Source organism: Jatrophihabitans sp. (assembly GCF_036388195.1).
Lineage (GTDB): Bacteria > Actinomycetota > Actinomycetes > Mycobacteriales > Jatrophihabitantaceae > Jatrophihabitans_A.
Window position 1 is genome coordinate 13,460 of the sequence record NZ_DASVSG010000108.1, and the last position, 21,829, is coordinate 35,288.

Sequence of the window (21,829 nt, forward strand, 5' to 3'; positions counted from 1 at the left end):
CTCCAGGTCTTCGACGGCGGGCGCTGACCGGCTATCTCAGGACCGGTACCGCCGGTGCCACTCGTCTCGCCGGCTCGGCAGCGCCAACATCGCGAGCCAGCTGAACACGGCGATCAACAACCCGCCCAGCACCGCCGCCCGGAAGCTGTCGACGTCCAGGTGGCTGCTGAGCCCGGCGGTGATGGCCAGCAGCGCGGCGTTGACCACCAGCAGGAACAGGCCCAGGGTCAGCACGATCAGCGGCAGGCTGAGCAGTTTGAACACCGGCCCCAGGATCGCGTTCACCACCGAGAACAGCACCGAGATCCACAGCAGCGCCCCGAAGCCGCCGTTGACCTCGATGCCGGGCACCATGACCGCCACCACCCCGATGACCGCCGCGAGCAGCAGCAGCCGGATCGCCAACCGCACCAACATGGCGCCCTCCTCCGCGACGCTCGCCGGGCTAACCGCTCGTCAGCCCTGGTAGTGGTGGCCGATCGCGGCCAGCGCCTTGTCCACGGCGGCCAGGCCCTGGCGCATCTCCTCGTCGGTGATGGTGCACGGCGGCACGATGTGCAGCCGGTGGTAGTTGGTGAACGGCAGCACGCCGTTGGCCTTCAGCGCCCCGACCAGCTCGGTCATCGCCGGTGAGGTGCCGCCGTACGGCGCCAGCGGCTCCTTGGTGGCCCGGTCGGTGACCAGGTCCAGCGCCCAGAACACCCCGAGCCCGCGTACCTCGCCGATCATCGGGTGCCGTTCGGCCAGCTCCCGCAGCCCGGGGCCGAGCACCTGCTCGCCGATCCGGGCGGCGTTGGCGATGATGCCCTCCTCGGTCATCGCCGTCATGCTCGCCACCGCCGCGGCACATGCCAGCGGGTGCCCGGAGTAGGTCAGCCCGCCGGGGAACGCCCGGTCGTCGAACGTCCGGCAGATCTCGTCGGAGATGATCACGCCACCCAGCGGGACGTAGCCGGAGTTGACGCCCTTGGCGAAGGTGATCAGGTCCGGCGTCACGTCGTAGTTCTCGACGGCGAACCAGCGGCCGGTCCGTCCGAACCCGCACATCACCTCGTCGGCGATGTAGACGATGCCGAACCGGTCGCACAGCTCCCGCACCCCCTGCAGGTAGCCCGGCGGCGGCGGCATGATGCCCGCGGTGCCGGGAACGGTCTCCAGGATGATCGCGGCGATGGTGGCCGGCCCCTCGAAGCTGATCACCTGCTCCAGGTGCTCCAGCGCGCGCTGGCACTCCTCGGCCTCGGTGCTGGAGTGGAAGGGCGAGCGGTACAGGAACGGGCCGAAGAAGTGCACCGCGCCGCTGGCGCCGAGGTCGTTGGGCCAGCGCCTGGGGTCACCGGTCAGGTTCACCGCGGTCTGGGTGCCGCCGTGGTAGCTGCGGTAGGTCGAGAGCACCTTGGTGCGTCCGGTGTGCAGCCGGGCCATCCGGACCGCGTACTCCACCGCCTCGGCGCCGGCGTTGGTGAAGAACACCTTGGCCATGTTCTCCGGCGCCCGCTCGATGATCATCCGGGCGGCCTCGCTCCGGGCGGCGTTGGCGTGCTGCGGTGCGATCGTGCACAGCAGGTCGGCCTGCTCCTTGATCGCGGCGACCACCTTCGGATGCTGGTGCCCGATGTTGGTGTTCACCAGCTGCGAGCTCAGGTCCAGCAGCTGGTTGCCGTCGCCGTCGGTGACGTAGCTGCCGGCGGCCGCGGTGATCACCAGGGGTTTGAGCGCGGCCTGCGCCGACCAGGAGTGGAATACGTACTGTCGGTCGAGTTCGTAGGTGGTCTCGGCGGTCATCTGAAGATTCCTGTCTGGCGCAGCGGCCCTTTAGGTTGGCAGCGGTTCGACCACTCGGTGGGCCGAGCACTCGGCGGGACGCAGTCACCCACCCGGTGATCGTAGAGAGTGCGCCCGTCGCACCGTCAAGGCCGCAACGTCGAAAAGGCCCGGGACACCGACCTGCTGGACCTGGCCTGAGGACGTTCTGGGCTCAGACCCGGTACTCCTTGAGCAGGCCACGGCTGATGATGGTCTTCTGAATCTCCGAGGTGCCCTCGCCGATCAGCAGGAACGGCGCCTCGCGCATCAGCCGCTCGATCTCGTACTCCTTGGAGTAGCCGTAGCCGCCGTGGATCCGGAACGCCTCCTGGGTCACCTCGGCGCAGTACTCGCTGGCCAGCAGCTTCGCCATCCCGGCCTCGACGTCGTTGCGCTGGCCGGCGTCCTTCAACCGGGCCGCGTTGACCATCAGCAGGTGCGATGCCTCGACCTTGGTCGCCATCTCGGCCAGCTTGAAGGCGATCGCCTGGTGCTCGGCGATCTTCTTGCCGAAGCTCTTGCGCTGCTGGGCATAGTCCACGGCCAGCTCGAAGGCGCGCAGCGAGATGCCGCAGCCCCGGGCGGCGACGTTGACCCGGCCGACCTCGATGCCGTCCATCATCTGGTAGAAGCCCTGGCCGCGCTTGTCCGGCCCGCCGAGCACCTCGTCGGCGCCGACCGCGACGTTGTCCAGGATCATCTCGGTGGTCTCGACGCCCTTGTAGCCCATCTTCTCCAGCTTGCCCGGGATCCGCAGCCCCGGCCGGGTCTCGCCGAAGCCGGGCTCCTTCTCGAGCAGGAAGGTGGTCATGTTGCGGTAGACCGACTCCGCGCCGAGGTCGTCCTTGACCAGGGTGGCCACCACCCGTGACCTGGCGCCGTTGGTCAGCCACATCTTCTGGCCGTTCAGGCGGAACCCGTCCCCGTCGGCGGTGGCCCGGGTCTTGATGGCGGCGACGTCGGAGCCGACGTCGGGCTCGGACATCGAGAACGCGCCGCGCACCTCGCCGGTGGCCATCTTCGGCAGCAGCCGCTGCTTCTGCTCGTCGGTGCCGTGCTGCATCAGCAGGTAGGCGACGATGAAGTGGGTGTTGATCACGCCGGAGATGCTCATCCAGCCCCGGGCGATCTGCTCCACCACCAGGGCGTAGGTCAGCAGCGACTCCCCCAGCCCGCCGAACTCCTCCGGGATGGTCAGGCCGAACAGCCCCATCTCGGCCATGCCCGCGACGATCTGCTCGGGGTACTCGTCGGCGTGCTCGAGGTCGTGGACGGTCGGCAGGATCTCCTTGTCCACGAACTCCCGGACGGTGGACAGGATCTCCTTCTGGATGTCGCTGAGACCGGCTGTCTGGGCGAGACGAGCCATGATGGCGCTACCTCCGGAGGGGGGTTGGGTTACCGGCCAGTATCGGGGCCGTAAGCCTTATGAGGCCAGCGGCCGCCCGGTGACAAGGCTCTCAGCGCTAGCTCTCCGGCGGGGTGAATGCCGAGGTGCGGGTCAGGCCAGCGGCCCGGCCCTTGGCCGCGATCACCAGCGCCATCTTGCGGGACGCCTCGTCGATCATCTCGTCCCCGATCATGGCCGAGCCCTTCGCCCCGCCCGCTTCGGAGGTGTAGTAGTCGTAGGCGTCCAGGATCAGCTCGGCGTGGTCGTAGTCGGCCTGGCTGGGCGCGAACATCTCATTGGCCGCATCGATCTGCCCCGGGTGCAGCACCCACTTGCCATCGAAGCCGAGGGCGGCCGAGCGGCCGGCCACCCGCCGGAACCCGTCGACGTCGCGGATCTGCAGGTACGGCCCGTCGATGGCCTGCAGGTCGTGGGACCGGGCCGCCAGCAGGATCGACATCAGGATGTGGTGGTAGGCATCGCCCACGTCATAGCCCGGTGGCTGCTCGCCGACCACCAGCGAGCGCATGTTGATCGAGGCCATGAAGTCGGCCGGGCCGAAGATCAGCGTCTGGATGCGCGGCGAGGCCTGCGCGATCTCGTCGATGGCCAGCAGGCCGCGGGCGTTCTCGATCTGGGCCTCGATGCCGATCCGGCCGACCGGCAGGCCGACGGTCTTCTCGATCTGGGTCAGGGTCATCTCCAGCCACTGCACCTGCGCCGCGCTCTGCACCTTCGGCAGCATGATCGCGTCCAGGTTGGCGCCGGCGCCCTCGACCACCTCGATGACGTCGCGGTAGGTCCAGTGCGTGGTCAGGTCGTTGACCCGGACCACCCGGATCTTGTTCCCCCAGCCGCCCTCGTTCAGCGCCGCGACGATGTTCTTGCGGGCGCCGGGCTTGGCCAGAGGCGCGCAGGCGTCCTCGAGGTCCAGGAACACCTGGTCGGCCGGCAAGCCCTTGGCCTTCTCCAGGAAGCGCGGGTTGGAGCCGGGCACCGCCAGGCAGGAGCGGCGGGGACGCAGCGGCTCGGGCTGGGCAGGAAGTGAGTCAGAGGCCGTCATAGCTGCTGAGGATGCCACCGCTGGCAGTGGGAGCGCTGAGCGATGTTCGCGGTGTCACATCGTCCGGGGCTCTGCCGTCGGACTGTGGACCTGCGCTTGACCCTTCCATTCCCTTTGTCCGCTACATACGATTCAGTTTATTTCTCGGGAGATCCTTATGAAGCTTGGCACCCGGTCCCGGATCGCCATCGCGGCAGCCATGCTCAGCAGCGGCGCGCTGCTGGCGCCGGCTAGCCCGGCGGCAGCGACCAAGACCCCCTGCACGTTCCAATACTGCGACACGCTGATCCAGTACTACTCGGACTCCACCAAAACCTACTTGGTGGGGGAATACGAGAACGGCCCCTGTGGGCAGGTCAATTGGGGCCAGCAGACCGCGTACGTCGAGCGGATCCTCAGGAGGTGCTAACCAGGGTCTCCGGCTGATCGGGCCTACCCCGCCGCGCTGGGGCTCATAGCAATTGTCCTAATTCGCGTGTTAATCGAGAACACACCTTTGTAGCTCCAGCTCAGGAGGCACCATGAAGCTCGGCACCCGTTCCCGGATCGCGATCGCGGCGACCGTGCTCGCCACCGGAGCCCTGCTGGGGCCGGCCGCCGAGGCGGGAACGACCCTTCCCTATCCTCCGCCGCAGTGCATGGAGGACCACTGCGACATGCTGATCCAGTACTACTCCGACGCCACCTACACCGTCCGCGTCGGGGAGTACGGCTCGGAGGTCTGCGGCTACATCGAGTGGGGTCAGGTCACCGAGTTCAAGAAGGGCTTCCGTAGATACTGCTAGCCGAGGCCCGACCGCCTCAGAACCGGCCTCAGTCCCGGTGGGCACCGGCCCGCAGCCCTCTGATCAGAACTCGGCCATATCCCATCAGGAAACTCGGCCATATCCCATTCAGGAGTAGTAGATGAATCTTGGCACTCGTTCCCGGATCGCGATCGCGGCAACCGCCCTCACCGTCAGCGCCCTGCTGACCTCCAGCACGCCGGCTGCGGCCTATGACACCTGCACCGTCGACTGGTGCGTCGGCGTAGTGCTGTACTACTCCGACTCCACGTACACCCAGTTGGTCGGCGAGCGCTCCTACGCGCCCTGTGGGGCGTACCAGTGGGGGGAAACGACCCGGCACTACGTCGAAACCAGGGCGTGCTAGCACGCTCGCGACTGCTGTGCCGGACTATCCGTCGTGACTAGTCCAGATCGGGCACCGGCTCAACGGCCCGGTCGCGCGAGCGGGACCGCACCACCACGACCAGCCCGGCCAGCAGCAGCACCAGCCCGGGGATCGCGCTGGCCGGTGGCCGCTGGTGCAGCCAGACCGCCGCGATCAGCGCCGCGCCCGGCACCTCGATCAGGATGGTCAGGCTGACGAACGTGGCGCTGACCGAGCGCAGCACCACATTGATCAGGCTGTGTCCCAGCAACTGGGCGCAACCGGTCACGGCCAGGATCAGCACCCAGGCCCGGCCCGAAAAGCCACCGAGCGGCTGACCGCCGGCCAGGCAGGCTGCCAGCAGGCCCAGCGCGCAGACGCCGTAGCAGATGGTGGTGTAGGTCGCCGTGGACATCCCCCGGCGCGCGCTCGCGCCGGCCGTGACGTAGGCCGCCGCGAAGATCCCGCCCAGCAGCGCCAGCCCGTCCCCGGCCAGCGCTCGGGCCGAGACCGCGAAGTCGGCGCCGGCGATCAGGGCGGTGCCGACGATCGCCAGCGCCATGCCGAGCCAGGCCAGCCGGGGCAACCGGCGGCCGGCCGCCGCCGCGATAAGTCCGGTGAACACCGACTGGGTCGCGACCAGGGCGGTGGCCGAGGCGACCGAGGTCAGCTTGACCGAGGGCACCCAGGTACCGAAGTGCAGCGCCAGGAACACCCCGGCGACCGAGGCCAGCGCCCAGCCCCGCCGGTCCAGGGCGGCGAACTCGGACCGGTGCCGCAGGCCCACGACGAGGCCGGTGCCGCCGGCGCCGAGGGCATTGCGCCAGAACGCGATGGCCAGCGCCGGCGCGGCGGTGGCAGCCATCATCGGCCCGGACGCCGACACCCCCGCCAGCGCCACCGCCAGCAGCCCCGCATCGCGGGCAGACGGCAGGACCAGCGACTCCAGGGGCTGCTCGATACGCGACACCCGACCATCCTGACAGTCCTAATCTCCTGACCTCATGCCCACTAAGCTTTGCCCGTGAGCACCGCGACCCGCGTCTTCGTGGCCAGGCTGGCCGGCCTGGGGGTCTTCGACCCCAACGGCGACCAGCTGGGCCGGGTACGGGACGCGGTGGCGACCCTGCGGGTGGGACGCCAGCCGCCGCGCATCCTCGGCCTGGTGGTCGAGGTGCAGCACCGGCGGCGGATCTTCGTCCCGATGGGACGGGTCACCCGGATCGAGCCGGAGGCGGTGGTGCTGACCACCGGCAGCGTCAACATCAGGCGCTTCGAGCAGCGGCCGAACGAGCTGCTGGTGCTCGGCGAGGTGCTGGACCGGACCGTGGTGCGGATCGAGGACGGCGCCCGGATGGTGGTGGTCGACGCCGCCATGGAGCAGAACCGCACCCGGGACTGGGTGATCACCAAGCTGGCGGTGCGCTCGGTCACCAGCAAGCTCGGACGCCGCCGCGCGGTGCTGCAGCAGGTGGACTGGAACGACGTGGACGGGCTGTCGGCGACCGAGCACGGCCAGGGCGCGGACTCCCTGCTGGCGGTGCTGGCCGGGCTGCGGCCCGCTGATCTGGCCGCCCAGCTGCAGGGCATGCCGGACAAGCGGCAGCAGGAGGTGGCCGAAGCGCTCAACGACGAGCGGCTTGCCGACGTGATGGAGGAGCTGCCCGAAGAGGATCAGATCAACATCATCAGCGGGCTGACCGACGAGCGCGCGGCCGACGTCCTGGAGAAGATGAACGACGACGACGCGGCCGACCTGCTGCGTGAGCTGCCCGCCGACGAGCAGGAGCGGCTGCTGGAGATCATGGAGCCGGAGGAGGCTGCTCCGGTTCGCCGGCTGATGACCTATGGCGAGTACACCGCCGGCGGCATGATGACCTCCGAGCCGGTGGTGCTGCTGCCGGACGCGACCGTCGCCGAGGCGCTGGCCAGGTTGCGCAATCCGGATCTGTCGCCGGCGCTGGCCGCCCAGGTGTACGTGGTCCGCCCGCCGCAGGCCACCCCCACCGGACGCTTCCTCGGGGTGGCGCACTTCCAGCGGCTGCTGCGCGAGCCGCCGTCCTCGCTGGTGTCCGGGGTGCTCGACGACGGCATCGACCCGCTGACACCGGAGTCGACGCTGCAGGAGGTGACCCGGCACCTGGCGACCTACAACCTGGTGGCGGTGCCGGTGGTGGACGAGAACGACCGGCTGCTGGGCGCGGTGAGCGTGGACGACGTGATCGACCACCTGCTGCCCGAGGACTGGCGCGATCGCGACGAGCTGCCCGCGGACGCCGCCACCACCCGCCGGAGGGCCCAGTGAGCGAGAATCGCAGCGAGCGCCAGCGAGCGAGGATCGGAGCGAACGCCGCGATGAGCGCTCGCGCGAAGAGCCGGCCAGCGCAGAGCGAGAATCGCAGCGAGCGCCAGCGAGCGAGGATCGGAGCGAACGCCGCGATGAGCGGGTCACCGTGACCGAACCGCGTCGCCGGCTGGACCAGCCCAAGGCGCCCCGTGGCCTGCGCGCGCCCAAGTTCAGCGCCGATGCGATCGGAACGGCGGCCGAGCGCATCGCCCGGTTCTTCGGAACCGCGCGTTACCTCGCCATCCAGACCGTGCTGGTGATCTGCTGGATCATCTTCAACGCGGTCGCGATGGGGGTCTGGAAGTTCGACCCGTACCCGTTCATCCTGCTCAACCTGGCGTTCTCGACCCAGGCCGCCTACGCCGCGCCGCTGATCCTGCTCGCCCAGAACCGGCAGGCCGACCGGGACCGGATCCAGGCCGACGCCGACCGCAGGCGCGACCAGCGCGCGATCGCCGATGCCGAGTACCTGGCGCGAGAGATCGCCGCGATCCGGATCGCGCTCGGGGACGTGGCCACCCGCGACTACCTGCGCTCGGAGCTGACCCGGCTGGACCGCAGCCGGGGCGAGGACCGGGACGGCTGAGCCGTCACCGGGGCAGCTCGGCCGAGCCGGCGCCCTGGCTGAGCCGGCGCCCTGGCTGAGCCAGCCTCCTAGGCTGGGCGGCCCGGCAAGGAGGTCAGTGCCCGGCGCCGGCCGGTCGCTCAGCCGGCTCGATCTCGATCTGCTGTTCGAGTTCCTTCAGCCGGCGGTAGTCGACGTCGATCGCCTCCTCGGTCGGCGCGGCGAGGATCACCCAGGCCAGGAAGCTGGACAGGTCGGTGGTGGACTGCACCCAGTCACCGGTGCCCTTCGGGAAGTTCTTCGTCGCGTAGGTGGGCAACCGATCGACCTCGTCGAAGATCTCGGCGTTGCGCCAGATGCCGGCGTGCGGCGCTGAGATGAACACCCCGCACAGGTGCTGCAGCAGGTCGTAGGACGGCTTGAACTCCCCGTGCACCCAATGCCTGACGGTGCGCAGGATGTGGTTGGAGCCGGTAGCCATCTTGCTGATCAGCTGATGGCCGCCGCCGGCCGGCCGCTCGGCGATCTCGACCAGTCGCGGGCCCTGCGGGGTCAGCATCACCTCGGCGTGGCCGCAGCCGTTGCGGAAACCGAGGGCGTCGAGCACCTGCAGCGTGTACTCCCACACGATCTTGGTCTGCTCGTCGTCGGGCGCCAGGAAGTCCACCCGGTCATAGATGCCGATCCGGTCGCCCTTGCGGATCTTGGTGTAGCGGCAGACGTCGATCAGGCCGTGCTGGCCGTCGACGGTGTAGGAGTCGACCAGGTACTCGTGCCCGGCAGCGAACTCCTGGATCAGGATCCCGCCGTTGACCATCCCCAGATCATTGATCCCGGTCGCCATCCGGGCCAGCAGCGGCCGCCAGGCGTCGCTGCCCGCGGGGACCAGGTGAACGTCTTCGGTGCCGCCGCTGTTCGGCGGCTTGACCACCAGGTCGTGGTCGGCCAGGCCGCTGTCGACGATCCAGGCCGCGATCTCGTCGGCGTCGGCGGAGAACAGCTGGCGCAGGTGCGGAACTCCGGCCGCGGCCACCGCCTTGGCCATCTCCCACTTGTCGCGCCGGGCATCGGCCAGCTCCGCGACGTTGCCGGCGGCGGGCAGCAGCCTCACCATCAGCGCCTCGTACAAGCGGATCGCGGACTCGCACCCGGGGACGATGCAGATCGGGTCGTACTTGGCGAGGTCGGCGGCCAGCGAGTCGATCCGGTCGGGCGAGTAGTCGCCCTCGAAGTAGTGCACGTGCTCGAAGTTCTCCGGATGCCAGCTGCCCGCCATCACCGGAACCGGCTTGGGGGTGGACAGCACCGCGATCGGGGTCACGCCTTCGTCGCGGAATGCCCCGGGATACTCCCGGCCGGTGGACAGCGGGTCGACGATGATCGCATAGCGAGTCATGAGTGATACCTGCTTTCAGCAGCGGACGGGTACGTGATCAGCTCGGCGGCGCCGGCTCAGCCCAGCTCGTGGAAGCAGCAGGACGCGATCGCGCCGGTCGTCATGTTGAGCACTCCCGCGTCTGACTTGCTGGTGCCCCGCAGCAGCATTCCGGAGTACCCGCGAGCGCCGAGAAAGCCGCCCCAGAGCACCACCCACTCCTCGGTGCCCGGCCCGTCGAGCTTCGGGAACGACTCGGTGAACGGGTGGATCCGCCGCTGCAGCACGAACTGCTCGTCCATGGCCGAATCGATCAACCGGCGCCACTCCTCCGGCTCGGTCTGCCAGCCCGGCACCACGCCCATGCCGCCGTGCAGCAGGGTCGGCTTGAGGATCAACTCGGTGCGCTCGGTGAGCGCATACTCCTCCAGCGACACGCTGCGGCCGTCCTCGACGGTGACCGGCCCGGAGCGCACCATCCGGGTCCACGGCAGGAACCGGTCCAGTGTCGCCAGCTCCTCGGCGCTGAACAGGTGCCGGTTCGACTCGTCCGACAGCAGCGCCAGCGCGCCCTTGCTGCTGTAGAGCTCGGCGTCCATCGGCGAGAAGATCGCCACGTTGCCACGTTCGGCGGCCTGCAGCACCGGATCGATCAGCGCCGGCCCGGTGGGGTCGAGCAGGTCCTCCATGAGGAACAGCCGGTAGATCACCTCGATCTTGCGATCACCCAGCCAGATCGAGTCGTCCTCCAGCCGCAGCTGCCCGATGTGGCACGGCAGCGCCTCGATCCCCAGCGCGTCGAAGACCGCGACGTTGGTGCGCAGCTGCGGCTCCAGGGTCGCGAAGCTGGCCGGCCAGTCGCAGAGCGCGACCACCGGACGGGTGCCGCTGGGCACCTTGCACTCGGCGAACAGCGTCTCGGCGACCTCGAGCATGGTGTCGGCGTAGCCGAGGTTGTTGGCCTGGAGGAACTCGGCTATGAACGGCTGCTTGGCCATGGCCCGATTGAGCGCCATGTTGTCGACGCCCCCCAGCGCGCTCGACATGTTCATCTCCATCACCCGGAAGCCGGCTTCGTCGATGTACAGGTCCGCGCGAGCCAGCCGGCTGGGCGCGCTGCCGCGACCGCGCACCACCGCCGAGACCTGCTCGGGCGTCATTCCGGTCGACGCCGCGAACGCACCCAGGTCGCCGCCGAACAACCGGTTCGGCAGGCTGGTCACGCACGAGTACAGCATCTCCAGGTCGGCTTCCAGCTGATCGACCTGGGCCCGCTCCAGGAAGCCCGGCCGGGTCAGCATCTTGCCGTTGTAGGTGGTGTCGACGGTGCTGCTGATCAGCTGATCGACGAGCTCCCTCGCCGACAGCCCGCTCTGGGCGAACGCCTCGAGGTAGCGGTCGGTCAGTGCGTTCTGCGTCATGCGGAGCCCTTCTGGTCGGTACCGGAATGAAGGTGCGAACGGTGGTGGATCCGGTCAGGGCACAGCCGGCGGGTCGGCCGGCTCGATCACGATCTGCTGCTCGAGCTCCTTCAACCGGCGGTAGTCGCGGTTGATCTCCTCTTCGGTCGGCGCCGCCAGGGTCACCCAGGCCAGGGCGCTGGAGATGTCCTCGGTGGCCGGGACCCAGTCGCCGGTGTGCTTCCAGAAGAACCGGTTGACGAAGCTGGGCAGCTGCTCGAGCTCGTCGAAGATCTCGGCGTTGCGCCAGATGCCGGCATTGGGAGCTGAGATGAAGATGCCGGACAGGTGCTGCAACAGCTGGTAGGACGGCAGGAACTCACCGTTCACCCGATGCCTGACGGTGCGCAGGATGTGGTTGGAGCCGGTGGCGAGCTTGCTGATCAGCTGGTGGCCGCCGCCGGCCGGCCGCTCGGCGATCTCGACCAGTCGCGGGCCGTCCGGCGTGAGCATCACCTCGGCGTGGCCGCAGCCGTTGCGGAAACCGAGGGCGTCGAGCACCTGCAGCGTGTACTCCCACACGATCTTGGTCTGCTCGTGGTCCGGCGCCAGGAAGTCCACCCGGTCATAGATGCCGATCCGGTCGCCCTTGCGCACCTTGGTGTAGCGGCAGACGTCGACCAGGCCGTGCTGGCCGTCGACGGAGTAGGAGTCGATCAGGAACTCGTTGCCGGGGGCGAACTCCTGGATCAGGATTCCCCCGTTGACCATGCCGAGGTGGTTGACGTCGTTGGTCATCCGGGCGAGCAGCGGCCGCCAGGCGTCGCTGCCCGCCGGCACGATGTGGACATCGTCGGTGCCGCCACTGTTCGGCGGCTTCACCACCAGGTCGTGGTCTTGCAGGCCGCTGTCGACGATCCAGGCCGCGATCTCGTCGGCGTCGGCGGAGAACAGCTGGCGCAGGTGCGGAACTCCGGCCGCGGCCACCGCCTTGGCCATCTCCCACTTGTCACGCCGGGCATCGGCCAGCTCCGCGACGTTGCCGGTGCCCGGCAGCAGCTGCACCACCAACGCCTCGTACAGCCGGACGCCCGTCTCGGCTCCCGGCAGGATGCAGATCGGGTCGTACTTGGCCAGCTCGGCCGCCAGCGAGTCGATCCGCTCGGGCGAGTAGTCGCCTTCGAAGTAGTGCACCTGCTCGAAGTTCTCCGGATGCCAGGTGTCCACCAGGACCGGCACCGGCTTCGGGGTGGACAGCACCGCGATCGGCGTGGCGCCGGCGTCGCGGAAGGCGTGCGCGTATTCACGTCCGGTGGACAGCGGGTCGACGATGATTGCATAGCGAGTCATGAGCGATTACCTGCTTTCTGAGCTGACTTGCGCGTCGAGGAAACCGGGCTCCGTGGTGGCGGCCGCCGCGGTGCCCGGCGCCTCGGGAGCTGGCGTCTCGCTGGCCAGGGACTCGGCCTCGGCCGCATCGATCCGGCGCATGCCGGAGGTGGCCAGGACCATGGCAAGCAGGCTGGCCACACCGAAACACCACCACACGTTCAAGCCGATGGCGTCGTAGAGGAACACCCCGAGGCCGGGGCCCACGGCGCTGCCGAGGCTGAACATCAACTGGGTGGAGCCGATGTAACGGCCGCGCAGGTGATCCGGGGCGACCATGCCGGGGTAGGCGAACAGCGTCGGCCCGGCGACGATCTCGGCCGCTGTCCAGACCAGGGTGCCGATCAGGAAGATCGCCACGCCCCAGGGCAGCGCGTACAGCGAGAAACCGGCGCCCAGCAGCGCGAAGCCGAGCCCGACCACCAGTTTGATCGGCAGCTTCTGGGTGAACTTGGTGACCAGCAACTCGCAGGTGATCACGATGAAGCCGTTGAGCGCGATCACCAGGCTGAACCAGAAGGTGGCAAGGCCCGCGTCGCGCATGGTGAGCGGCAACGTCGAGACGTACTGGATGTAGACCGCGGCGTTGACCAGCATGGCCAGCAGGTACATGACGAATCGCCGGTCGGCCAGCACCGCGCGGTAACCGTCGGGTTGAGCCGGAGCGGCCTCGGCCTCGGCCTCGGCCGGCGCCGGCTTGGCCTCGCGTCGCGGAAGCGCGATAGCGGCTATCACCCCGTACCCGAGGGCGGTTATCGCCTCGGCCCAGAACAGCAGGTCATAGCTCACGACGATCAGCGCGGCGCCGATCAACGGGGCGGCGGTGGTGCCGAGGTTCAGCGCCCACCGGTACAACGCGAAGATCATCACTTGGCGCTCTTTGTCGGTCAGCTCCGACAGCAGGGTGGCCGAAGCCGGCCGGTAGAGCTGGCCGATCAGGCCCACCAGGAAGACCGCTGCCACCAGCGCCGGGTAGTAGCCCAGGTACAGCACGCTCAGCAGCATCACCGCGCTGCCGCCCATCGACACCAGCGTGGCCAGCCGGGGGCCGAGCCGGTCGGCGAGCGCGCCACCGACCAGCACCCCGAGCATCGATCCGACCCCGTAGGCGGTCAGGGCGAAGCCGGCCTCGAACTTGGTGAAACCCCGCTGGGTCAGGAACAGCACCAGGAAGGTCTGGAAGAAAGCCCCGAGCCGATTGACGAAGACCCCGAGCAGGATTGCCCGCACCGGAGCGGGCGAGAGCTTCCAGGTGCTCCAGATGCCGTCGTCCCGGGGCGCCGCCGCCGTGCTGTCGGCGCCGGCGGGCGCCGAACTCGAGGAGCTCACGTCAACTGCTCAGCATCCTGGACGGGCCGGGGCTGCTCGGTGATGACCAGCGCCGCGGCGGCCTGCTCGATCGCGCTGGCACAGGCCTCGGCGGTCTCGGCGACGACGGTGAAGTAGGCGACCCGGCCCCAGACGGTGCCGGCCGGCGGCGGCGCGAGCCGCTGGCCCGGCTGCGCGCGGACCATCGCGCGATCGATGCTGGCCGGCAGCGCCGCCTCGTCGATCTCGATGGAGCCGATGGTCATCTCATGCGGCACGTAGCTGAACCGGACCGCGCCGAACAGCTTGCGGTCAGGCGTCATGTCGGGTTCCCGGCCGCAGGCCACCGCTGCCGCGGCCAGGCCCGGGTCGATGCCGGTGACCCGCATGCCCAGGTACGGGATCAGGTCGCCACCGAGCCGGGCGTTGACCTCGATCAGCTTCGGCCCGGACGGCGTGAGCCGGAACTCGGTGTGCGTCATGCCGTCGGTGAAACCGAGTGCGGCGTGCGCGTGCTCCAGGGCCCGGATCATCTGCGGATCGGCGAGCATCGGGTCGGCCCCGTCGACGAAATGGCCGATCTCCTCGAAGTACGGCGGGTAGCCGAGCACCTTGTGCGCCAGGCAGATCGGCCGCACCTGGCCCTGGAAGACCGCGCAGTCGACGCTGATCTCGGGACCGTCGGCGTACTCCTCGACCAGCACCGCCTGATCGTCATAGATCAGCGCGCCGGGCACATTCATCTCCCGCGCGAACGTGAAGTGCTCGCGCAGCCCGGCCTCGTCGTGCGCCAGCACCACGCCGAGGCTGGCAGCGATCGCCCGGGGCTTGAGCACCACCGGATAGCCGATCTCGGCCGCCGCGTCGAGGGCCGCCTCGAGCGTGCCGACCGCTATGGAGCGGGGCTGGGGGACGCCGGCCGCAGCCATCGCCTCGCGGGTCAGGTGCTTGTCCCGGCAGCGCAGCACCATCTCCGGATCGCCACCGGGCAGGCCCAGCACCTGCGCGATCTTCGACGCCGGCAGGATCCGGGCCTCGTCCCAGCACAGCACGCCGTCGATCCGGTCCCGCTCGTTCAGCTCAAGGGCGGCCGGGATCATCACCTCGGCGTCCAGGGTGTCGCTCAGCACCGTGGCAGCGTCGATGTAGCGCTGCTCCCACTGCGGCTCGGCTGTCAGGAAGAGGTGGATCCGGTACTGCTCGGCGATCGATTCGAGCAGGTACTCGCGGAACTGGTGATCACCGGTCGAGATCAGCAGCAGGTGCGGCCGCTCGTCCGGACGTTGGTTGGCGTGCTCACTGCTCATAGCCCTGCTCCTTGGACACGTTCTGGCGGCCGCTCACCGCAGCGTTCACCGCGCCGCCGGCCGCTGCCAGCTCCTCGATGTGTGAGATGCCCGATGAGCCGTCGGCGCGCTGCCATCGTTCGGTGAGCCGCACCCGGCCGTCGGGCAGCACTGTGGGAGTGCTGACGCAGCGGCCGGCCACGACCTCGCCATCGGCCATGATCTGGCAGTAGGCAGCCTCGATCACGCCGTCATTGTCACAGATCCCCACCAGCCGGCCGGTGCGGACCCGGTCGCCGCCGAACTCGGCCCAGACCAGCTCGGACTGCTGGTGGTAGTGGCCGATCACCGAGCCGGGCAGCACCTCGAGCGGGCCGAACTGCCGGCCGTCGTAGTTCGGGCCGCGATAGCTGAGCTGGTCATAGCTCGGCGCACGGCTCGACTGGCGACCCGGCCCCGGCTGCTCCCCCCGTTCGGACATGCTCAGTCCCACTGCACCGGGCCCAGGTCGTCACGGACCGCGAAGATCTCCCCGCCCAGCATGGAGTTGATCACCACCGCGGCCCGGACCGGCAACAGGGTCAGGTTGGCATCGGCGATGCCGTGGCTGTACCGGGCCCGGTTGAGGACGTAGATCCGGTGACCGTTCATGCCCTTCCAGCGCACCGAGTAGTCCTCGTCGACCACGATGTCGCCGTCCTCGTCGACATCGAGGCGGTCGCGCAGCTCGACCGAGAAGGGCATCGGCGCATCCTGGCGGCCGACGGCGATGATCGCGTACCGGACCCGGTGCTCCTCCAACCGCTCGGCCGTGGTGCACTGCAGCACCAGCTCGTCCCCGTCGGCCTGGCCCTCGGTCACGTCGCGGCCGGGCAGCAGCTTCACCGGGAAGTCGCCGTACTCCAGCATCCGGTCGTAGTTGGCCTGGTAGAGCACCCGCAGCGCGCCGGGGGTGAGCGCGTCCCCGGTCGGAGCGGCCTCCTCGACCAACCGCTTGCGGGTGCTGCGGGTCAGGCCCTGCAGGAACTGCTGGTGTGCCGGGCGGTAGATGTCGTTGGCCGCCGGCGAATCGTCGATGGTCTGGAACCACTGCCTGCGGCCCAGCCACTTGATGTTGGTGAAGCCGGCGCCGAGCAGCCGGAGAACGGCCTCGACGCCGGTCTGACCGCCGCCGATCACCGCGACCGGAGCGCTCGGGTCTGCGCTCATGTCGGGCAGGTGGCTCGCCAGGTCATCGGCGATGAAGGCCCGGTCCTGGGGCATCGTCGCCAGACCGGCCGGCACGCTGGGCCGGGTGCCGACGCCCATCACCAGGTGTTCCGAGCACGCCACCGGCGACCCGTTGGAGTAGGCGTAGAAGCCCTCGTTCTCGACGAAGTTCACCTCGTCGATCGGGGTGTTGTAGTGGATGTCGTTGATCTTGCTGGCCGCCCAGCTGAGGTAACGCATGTACTCCCGGCGCGGGATCACGTCGAACTGGGAGTTGATCAGGGCGAACAGCCGGCTCTCGGTGACCAGGTAGTTGAGAAAGCTCAGCTCGTGCGTCGGGTCGACCAGCGACACCAGGTCCTTCATCCACGACGTCTGCATCCGGACGCCGGGGTGCAGCAGGCCCGAGTGCCAGCTCGAGTCCGAGGACTTGTCGAACAGCGCGATGTTCTCCTCGGTCCTGTGCTGCAGCAGCGCCGCAAGGCTGAGGTTGGCCGGTCCGGCTCCGATGCCGATGGCGAAGAAACGCGGCAGCTCGGTGGTGTCGTTCATGGTGGGTGGTCTCCGTCCGGTCAGGGGTGGTGGTGCTTCAGGTCGGGCCGGTGGCCATCGGCAAGCTGGATCGCAGCCTGCCGGCTGGCGGCCAGTGCGGTCTTGGCCGCACCGCCTGACCCACCGGTGTAGGTGAACAGCCCGTTCTCGGCTCCGGGAACCGGGCGTAACGCAAGCCGTGCCGCCGTGCAGTAGCAGTCCGCGGCGCTGGTCGGCTCGGCGGCCCCGGCCAGCCGCAGCTGCGGAAAGCGGCTCAGCGCGAGCTCCTGAGCCCTCCGGCTGAGCGCCGGATCGATCCCCGGGGCGTCCGGGCTGACGTTCCACGCCTCGGTCGGCACTCCGAGCAGCAGGCCGCCGTCGGAGGTGGGCTTGCCGTACAGGCCGCTGGGCTCGTCGACGAAGGCCTGCGGGAGCCAGCCGGTGGTGCGGTACACCGTGTACTGGATGGCCTTGGTCCGCAGGTCGCCGGCGTCCCAACCGCAGGCTCGCAGCAGGCTCGGCGTCCAGGCGCCGGTGGCCAGCACCACGACATCGCACTGGTGTGCGGCGCCGTTGAGCTCGAACCGTCCGGGTGCCACCGCGCTGACAGCGCCGTCGGGCAACAGCGTGACGTTGCCGCGACCGGCCAGGTCGGCGAGCACGCAGCCACGCAACCGAGCCGGATTGACGTAGCCGGCCTGCCGTTCGCCGATCGCGATCGGGCCCGATCCGCTGTCGCCTGCCGAGGCGCTGCCGGCGGCCAGCTCCGCGGCAGGCAGGTTCCAGCCGCGGCCACGCAGGTCGGTTGCCGTCAGCAGCTCCACCGAGTCAGGCACCTCCGCCTCGATCTCGGCCGCGACCTTAGGCAGCTCGGCCGGATCCAGCGGCCGGTAGACCGAACCGGCCAGGGTGAAGCCGGCCCAGTCCTGGAGCTGCTGGTCACCCAGCAGCTCCAGCAGGCTGTCGACGGCCAACCGGCGCTGCTCGGGCTCGGTCTCATAGCCGCGCACCAGGCCGCCGGAGGCCGCGGTGGCATCGCGCTCACGGGCGGCGCCAGGAGCTATCCATACCTGGTCGATTCCTGGCTGCTGGGCCAGCCGCCAGGCGAGCAGTGCGCCGGCAACGCCGCCTCCGAGAACACTTACGCGCATCTTCGTGAGCTACCTGCCGTCCCTGCCGCCGAGCGCTTGGCGCAGCAACTCGACCTCGGCGCTCGCGGTGGTGCTGCCCAGATTGGCGAGCAGGCAGCGGACCGCCAGGCCCGGGTCGAATGCCTCCGGACGCAGGGCGTCCAGGGCACGGGCAAGGTCTGCCGAAGCCAACGGCGCCGGCAGCGGATCGCCAGCCGTGGACCCGGCCAGCAACGGCGCCACCCGATCGCGGAAGGCCTGATAACCCTCCATGGTGAAATTGCTCTGGTACCGGTCGGGCCCGTCCCAGGCCAGGTACAGCCGCACCATTTCAGCGTCTTCGACGGCCAGTAGGTCATCGACCCAGATCGCGTGACTGCGGCTGGTCGAGAACTTTAATCCGTCCAGGGTGTACCACTCGTTGACGATGCTGCCGCCGTGCTGGGCCGGTTCCACGCCGAGCGCTGCAAACAGGGCCGGCCACATCAGCGCGGAATAGAAGCCGTTGTCCAGGCCGTGAATGTGCCAAACCTTGTCAACCTGACGCCACGCTGTCTGCGCCGCTTCGACGCTGTCCTGCGTGGGATCGATGCCCTTGGCCACGCACTCGTAACCGTTGAGCCCGAGCTCGAAGTTGACGTCGAGCCGCAATCCCGCCAGCGAGCCGGTTCCTTCCAGGCCCCAGTTCGTCGGAAAGGCCAGCGGCATCTCCGGCAGCCCGGTGGCGAGGTAGTCGGCCAGCAGGTCCCGGATCCGGCGCGGCTGCTCCATGTGCAGCCAGATCTCGGTGAACTGCTCGCGGAAGTCCTCCAGCGCCAGCACCGGAATCCGAGCCTGGAACGGCCGCGGCGCGCCACCGCAGCGGGCGCATTTGGGGTTCAGCAGGTTCTGCGCCGAGGTGAACCCGCCACAGCCTTCACAGGTGCCGCCGTTGGAGCCGAGGCCGCACCGCGAGCAGGTGCCGGTGACATAGGAGTTGTGCAGGGTGCGGCCGCAGTCCTCGCACTCGGACAGGGTGTACTCGCGCAGCGGGAATGCCTCGTCGGCGAGGTGACTGGCCAGCCGGGCAACGGCCGCCCGGTGATCTGCTTTCCCTGGATCTATCAGGACATCGGCCTCAATACGGGCCAGATGCATCGCAGCGTCGATCCGCTGCCGGTACTCCTGGATGACCTTGTCGACCTCGATCCCATCGTTCTCGGCGCGAGTGAGGACCCAGTTCGGGTGGATGTCGTATCCGTTCACGCTCACCACCCGCTTGCCGTGGCTGCGGGCCATCCTGGCGATGACGTCGCCGGCCAGGTAGGAGCCGGACAGGTGACCGAGGTGCAGCGGGCCGTTGGTGGTCGGCGGCGCGACGATGAGCGCGGTGGCCTTGGGCTCAGGCATCGGCGTGCTCCGCCGAAGCCGAGGTCAGGCTGGCCTCGGGGCGGTGGGCCTCGGCCGGTTCGACCGGCATCCAGTACGCGCTGAAGATCATCACCGGGATGTCCTGGCGGTTGTGGATGACATGCGCTTCTTCGCTGTCGAACAGGAAGGCCGAACCGGTCGGCATGTCGGTGATGACGCCGCCGGTCTCGACCGAGGCCGTGCCGCTGAGCACGACGGACAGTTCGAGTTCCGGATGGCAATCGCGCGGGCTGCTCTGGCCGGCCTCGACCGAGTACCACATCGCGTCGAACGGCATCGTCGAGCCCAGGCCGTACTGCTCCCAGCGGGCGACGTCAACGAATCCAACCTTGCTGCTGAGCGCGGAACTGCTGTCAAACTTGCGCATCTATGGTGGCTCCTTTTGCCCCCACGGTCTTTGCAGACCGTTGTTTCTTCGAGAAAGTAAGAGGCACCAGCGCAGTCCTGAATACCCGCGTAGCGGATATTCCTTTTCGTCGTTTTAGCCCTTGGTGCGCTGCCTGAATCGGCGTACTTCCCCGTTGCTCGAACATGGCGGCCGAACACTATGCGCGATACGCCACGCCGTCTACCGGATTGGAGTAATCAATCGACTTTGAGGCGATCGACACACAGGCTACAGACACCAAGGTGGCCTGAATAGTCACCGGCGATACCGGATGTGATAGGGGCCGCAGTCATAGTTGATGACGCAACGAACGACTGCTGGCGGCGACGGATCACCAATCCGGCTCAGTCACCGCGCGTCACCCTACGTCCCTGCTCGGCGCCGGATCGAGCTGCGTCATCAGCGCGTGCAGCTGGCGCAGCTCCGCCTCGGACAGCCGGGTGAGCACCAGCTCCGACACCCCGGCCAGATGCACCCGCGAGGCGTCGCGGAGGGTGTCGCGGCCCTTGGCGGTCAGCACGGTGTACATGCCGCGGGCATCGTCGGGATCGGGTTGCCGCTCCACCAGGCCGTCGTTCTGCAGCCGGTCGACCAATCTGGTCAGGCCGCTGCGCGAGAGCAGCACCGCCTCGGCCAGCTCCGACATCCGCAACCTGCTGTCCGGCGCCTCGGCCAGCTGGACCAGCACGTCATAGCTACCCAGCGCGATCTTGCCGTGGACCTGCAGCTGGTGCTCCAGCTGGCGCAGCAGATGGGTGTGCGTCCGCAGGAAACTGCGCCACACGGCCAGTCGCCAGTCACTGGCGCTCACCACGGCGGCCGCCGTTTCGGTGACCGGGCCGGAGTCGTCGGAATCGGACATCACCACGCACATCGTAGTGACGCCGAGCGCCGCCGTAGGATCTTTGGTGTGTCTCTTTCAGATGTAGCCGCAGACCCGAACGCCCTGCAGGCGGCCATTGCGGCAGCGCTGGCCGGCGTGCACGATCCTGAGATCCACCGGCCGATCACCGAGCTCGGCATGGTGGAGCGGGTCAGCGTGGCGCCGGACGGCTCGACCAGCATCCGGGTGCTGCTGACGGTGGCCGGCTGCCCCATGCGCGAGAAGCTCACCGCCGACGTCACGGCCGCGGTCTCGGCGGTTCCGGGGGTGTCCTCGGTCACGGTCGACCTCGGCGTCATGAGCGACGCCCAGCGCACCGACCTGCGCACCAAGCTGCGCGGCGACAACCCGGTGAACGAGATCCCGTTCGCCCAGCCCGGGTCGCAGACCAGGGTCTACGCCGTCGCCTCCGGCAAGGGCGGCGTCGGCAAGAGCTCGGTGACGGTGAACCTGGCCGTGGCGCTGGCTCAGCGCGGCTTGCGGGTCGGTGTGCTGGATGCCGATATCTACGGCTTCTCCGTCCCCCGGATGCTCGGGGTGACCGGCCGGCCCACCCAGGTCGAGAAGATGATCATGCCGCCGCAGGCGCACGGGGTGAAGGTGATCTCGATCGGCATGTTCACCCCCGGCAACACCGCCGTGGTGTGGCGCGGACCGATGCTGCACCGCGCCCTGCAGCAGTTCCTGGCCGACGTGTACTGGGGCGATCTGGACGTGCTGCTGATGGACCTGCCGCCGGGCACCGGCGACATCGCGATCTCGCTCGCCCAGCTGGTGCCCTCGGCCGAGCTGCTGGTGGTCACCACCCCGCAGCTTGCCGCCCGGGAGGTGGCCGAGCGGGCCGGCTCGATCGCCCTGCAGACGCACCAGCAGATCGTCGGCGTGGTGGAGAACATGAGCTGGCTGGACCTGCCCGACGGCACCCGGTTGGAGCTGTTCGGCGCCGGCGGCGGCCAGGCGGTGGCCGACTCGCTGACCGCCTCGACCGGCACCAAGGTCGGCCTGCTGGGCCAGGTGCCGATCGACGTCGCGATCCGCGAGGGCGGCGACGACGGCACCCCCATCGTGCTGTCACACCCGGACTCGGCTGCCGGCCGCGCGTTCGGCGCCATCGCCGACACCCTCGCGGGTCGGCAACGCAGCCTGGTGGGCCGTCCGCTCGGGCTGTCCGCGGTCGCCCGCTGACCGCACCTCAGG

22 protein-coding genes are annotated in these 21,829 nt (G+C 69.1%); 6 read left to right on the forward strand and 16 right to left on the reverse strand.

Annotation, left to right across the window (positions count from 1 at the left end; translation table 11 throughout):
* Positions 1 to 36 precede the first annotated feature (36 nt).
* From VF612_RS11135 to VF612_RS11150, 4 genes are all read right to left on the reverse strand, one after another.
* Positions 37 to 417, reverse strand: coding sequence for a phage holin family protein (locus tag VF612_RS11135; protein ID WP_408659921.1), 381 nt, complete (start codon positions 415 to 417; stop codon positions 37 to 39).
* Between the two features lie 39 nt (positions 418 to 456).
* Positions 457 to 1,785, reverse strand: coding sequence for an aspartate aminotransferase family protein (locus tag VF612_RS11140; RefSeq protein WP_408659922.1), 1,329 nt, complete (start codon positions 1,783 to 1,785; stop codon positions 457 to 459).
* Positions 1,786 to 1,978: 193 nt separating this feature from the next.
* Positions 1,979 to 3,175, reverse strand: coding sequence for an acyl-CoA dehydrogenase family protein (locus VF612_RS11145; RefSeq protein WP_408659923.1), 1,197 nt, complete (start codon positions 3,173 to 3,175; stop codon positions 1,979 to 1,981).
* A 97-nt stretch (positions 3,176 to 3,272) separates the two neighbouring features.
* Positions 3,273 to 4,259 carry an HpcH/HpaI aldolase/citrate lyase family protein gene (locus VF612_RS11150; protein ID WP_408659924.1) on the reverse strand — a complete coding sequence of 329 codons (987 nt, stop codon included), beginning with the start codon at positions 4,257 to 4,259 and terminating at the stop codon, positions 3,273 to 3,275.
* Positions 4,260 to 4,416: 157 nt separating this feature from the next.
* Here VF612_RS11150 and VF612_RS11155 point away from each other — a divergent pair, with 157 nt between their 5' ends.
* The 3 genes from VF612_RS11155 to VF612_RS11165 all read left to right on the forward strand — a co-directional run bounded on the left by VF612_RS11155 (position 4,417) and on the right by VF612_RS11165 (position 5,411).
* On the forward strand, positions 4,417 to 4,668 hold the full coding sequence (locus tag VF612_RS11155; protein WP_408659925.1) for a hypothetical protein: 252 nt from the start codon (positions 4,417 to 4,419) through the stop codon (positions 4,666 to 4,668).
* A gap of 112 nt (positions 4,669 to 4,780) precedes the next feature.
* Entirely contained in the window at positions 4,781 to 5,044 is a 264-nt protein-coding gene (locus VF612_RS11160; protein ID WP_408659926.1) for a hypothetical protein, read from the forward strand.
* Between the two features lie 121 nt (positions 5,045 to 5,165).
* Positions 5,166 to 5,411 (forward strand): DUF6289 family protein, encoded by a 246-nt coding sequence (locus tag VF612_RS11165; RefSeq protein ID WP_408659927.1) that lies wholly within the window; start codon positions 5,166 to 5,168, stop codon positions 5,409 to 5,411.
* A gap of 37 nt (positions 5,412 to 5,448) precedes the next feature.
* On the opposite strand, the gene VF612_RS11170 is transcribed toward VF612_RS11165, so the two are convergent.
* On the reverse strand, positions 5,449 to 6,381 hold the full coding sequence (locus VF612_RS11170) for a DMT family transporter (protein ID WP_408659928.1): 933 nt from the start codon (positions 6,379 to 6,381) through the stop codon (positions 5,449 to 5,451).
* Positions 6,382 to 6,435: 54 nt separating this feature from the next.
* Between VF612_RS11170 and VF612_RS11175 the strand changes: the two genes are divergently transcribed.
* Complete coding sequence (locus tag VF612_RS11175) at positions 6,436 to 7,716, forward strand: magnesium transporter MgtE N-terminal domain-containing protein (protein ID WP_408659929.1); 1,281 nt, start codon at positions 6,436 to 6,438, stop codon at positions 7,714 to 7,716.
* Positions 7,717 to 7,864: 148 nt separating this feature from the next.
* Positions 7,865 to 8,344, forward strand: a complete 480-nt coding sequence (locus VF612_RS11180; protein WP_408659930.1) for a DUF1003 domain-containing protein — start codon at positions 7,865 to 7,867, stop codon at positions 8,342 to 8,344.
* Between the two features lie 94 nt (positions 8,345 to 8,438).
* Here VF612_RS11180 and VF612_RS11185 read toward each other — a convergent pair whose 3' ends face one another.
* From VF612_RS11185 to VF612_RS11235, 11 genes are all read right to left on the reverse strand, one after another.
* Positions 8,439 to 9,719, reverse strand: coding sequence for a hypothetical protein (locus VF612_RS11185; RefSeq protein ID WP_408659931.1), 1,281 nt, complete (start codon positions 9,717 to 9,719; stop codon positions 8,439 to 8,441).
* Between the two features lie 56 nt (positions 9,720 to 9,775).
* Positions 9,776 to 11,119 carry a hypothetical protein gene (locus VF612_RS11190; RefSeq protein WP_408659932.1) on the reverse strand — a complete coding sequence of 448 codons (1,344 nt, stop codon included), beginning with the start codon at positions 11,117 to 11,119 and terminating at the stop codon, positions 9,776 to 9,778.
* Positions 11,120 to 11,173: 54 nt separating this feature from the next.
* A complete protein-coding gene (locus VF612_RS11195; RefSeq protein WP_408659933.1) occupies positions 11,174 to 12,448 on the reverse strand; it encodes an ATP-grasp domain-containing protein in 1,275 nt (424 codons plus the stop codon).
* Between the two features lie 6 nt (positions 12,449 to 12,454).
* Complete coding sequence (locus tag VF612_RS11200; RefSeq protein WP_408659934.1) at positions 12,455 to 13,816, reverse strand: MFS transporter; 1,362 nt, start codon at positions 13,814 to 13,816, stop codon at positions 12,455 to 12,457.
* Positions 13,813 to 15,102, reverse strand: coding sequence for an ATP-grasp domain-containing protein (locus VF612_RS11205; protein WP_408659935.1), 1,290 nt, complete (start codon positions 15,100 to 15,102; stop codon positions 13,813 to 13,815). Before VF612_RS11205 ends, VF612_RS11200 begins: the two co-directional genes overlap by 4 nt.
* Positions 15,092 to 15,562, reverse strand: coding sequence for a hypothetical protein (locus VF612_RS11210; protein ID WP_408659936.1), 471 nt, complete (start codon positions 15,560 to 15,562; stop codon positions 15,092 to 15,094). Before VF612_RS11210 ends, VF612_RS11205 begins: the two co-directional genes overlap by 11 nt.
* Positions 15,563 to 15,564: 2 nt before the next feature.
* Positions 15,565 to 16,842: a SidA/IucD/PvdA family monooxygenase gene (locus tag VF612_RS11215; protein WP_408659937.1), complete on the reverse strand. Its 1,278-nt coding sequence runs from the start codon at positions 16,840 to 16,842 to the stop codon at positions 15,565 to 15,567.
* Between the two features lie 20 nt (positions 16,843 to 16,862).
* A complete protein-coding gene (locus VF612_RS11220; RefSeq protein WP_408659938.1) occupies positions 16,863 to 17,972 on the reverse strand; it encodes an NAD(P)/FAD-dependent oxidoreductase in 1,110 nt (369 codons plus the stop codon).
* 9 nt (positions 17,973 to 17,981) lie between these two features.
* Complete coding sequence (locus VF612_RS11225) at positions 17,982 to 19,340, reverse strand: class I tRNA ligase family protein (RefSeq protein ID WP_408659939.1); 1,359 nt, start codon at positions 19,338 to 19,340, stop codon at positions 17,982 to 17,984.
* The gene (locus VF612_RS11230) at positions 19,333 to 19,638 is read right to left on the reverse strand and encodes a cupin domain-containing protein (protein ID WP_408659940.1); all 306 of its coding nucleotides are present in this window, start codon (positions 19,636 to 19,638) and stop codon (positions 19,333 to 19,335) included. The genes VF612_RS11225 and VF612_RS11230 overlap by 8 nt, the downstream gene beginning before the upstream one ends.
* Before the next feature lie 469 nt (positions 19,639 to 20,107).
* Complete coding sequence (locus VF612_RS11235) at positions 20,108 to 20,611, reverse strand: MarR family winged helix-turn-helix transcriptional regulator (protein WP_408659961.1); 504 nt, start codon at positions 20,609 to 20,611, stop codon at positions 20,108 to 20,110.
* A 48-nt stretch (positions 20,612 to 20,659) separates the two neighbouring features.
* On the opposite strand from VF612_RS11235, the gene VF612_RS11240 reads away from it, so the two are divergent.
* Entirely contained in the window at positions 20,660 to 21,817 is a 1,158-nt protein-coding gene (locus VF612_RS11240; protein WP_408659941.1) for an Mrp/NBP35 family ATP-binding protein, read from the forward strand.
* The last annotated feature ends 12 nt before the right edge of the window (positions 21,818 to 21,829 follow it).

Bases quoted from the DNA above. Each gene is read 5' to 3' on its own strand.
- VF612_RS11135 (WP_408659921.1), bottom strand. From the start codon at position 417: ATGTTGGTGCGGTTGGCGATCCGGCTGCTGCTGCTCGCGGCGGTCATC.
- VF612_RS11140 (WP_408659922.1), bottom strand. From the start codon at position 1,785: ATGACCGCCGAGACCACCTACGAACTCGACCGACAGTACGTATTCCAC.
- VF612_RS11145 (WP_408659923.1), bottom strand. From the start codon at position 3,175: ATGGCTCGTCTCGCCCAGACAGCCGGTCTCAGCGACATCCAGAAGGAG.
- VF612_RS11150 (WP_408659924.1), bottom strand. From the start codon at position 4,259: ATGACGGCCTCTGACTCACTTCCTGCCCAGCCCGAGCCGCTGCGTCCC.
- VF612_RS11155 (WP_408659925.1), top strand. From the start codon at position 4,417: ATGAAGCTTGGCACCCGGTCCCGGATCGCCATCGCGGCAGCCATGCTC.
- VF612_RS11160 (WP_408659926.1), top strand. From the start codon at position 4,781: ATGAAGCTCGGCACCCGTTCCCGGATCGCGATCGCGGCGACCGTGCTC.
- VF612_RS11165 (WP_408659927.1), top strand. From the start codon at position 5,166: ATGAATCTTGGCACTCGTTCCCGGATCGCGATCGCGGCAACCGCCCTC.
- VF612_RS11185 (WP_408659931.1), bottom strand. From the start codon at position 9,719: ATGACTCGCTATGCGATCATCGTCGACCCGCTGTCCACCGGCCGGGAG.
- VF612_RS11190 (WP_408659932.1), bottom strand. From the start codon at position 11,119: ATGACGCAGAACGCACTGACCGACCGCTACCTCGAGGCGTTCGCCCAG.
- VF612_RS11195 (WP_408659933.1), bottom strand. From the start codon at position 12,448: ATGACTCGCTATGCAATCATCGTCGACCCGCTGTCCACCGGACGTGAA.
- VF612_RS11205 (WP_408659935.1), bottom strand. From the start codon at position 15,102: ATGAGCAGTGAGCACGCCAACCAACGTCCGGACGAGCGGCCGCACCTG.
- VF612_RS11210 (WP_408659936.1), bottom strand. From the start codon at position 15,562: ATGTCCGAACGGGGGGAGCAGCCGGGGCCGGGTCGCCAGTCGAGCCGT.
- VF612_RS11215 (WP_408659937.1), bottom strand. From the start codon at position 16,842: ATGAACGACACCACCGAGCTGCCGCGTTTCTTCGCCATCGGCATCGGA.
- VF612_RS11220 (WP_408659938.1), bottom strand. From the start codon at position 17,972: ATGCGCGTAAGTGTTCTCGGAGGCGGCGTTGCCGGCGCACTGCTCGCC.
- VF612_RS11225 (WP_408659939.1), bottom strand. From the start codon at position 19,340: ATGCCTGAGCCCAAGGCCACCGCGCTCATCGTCGCGCCGCCGACCACC.
- VF612_RS11230 (WP_408659940.1), bottom strand. From the start codon at position 19,638: ATGCCGTTCGACGCGATGTGGTACTCGGTCGAGGCCGGCCAGAGCAGC.
- VF612_RS11235 (WP_408659961.1), bottom strand. From the start codon at position 20,611: ATGTCCGATTCCGACGACTCCGGCCCGGTCACCGAAACGGCGGCCGCC.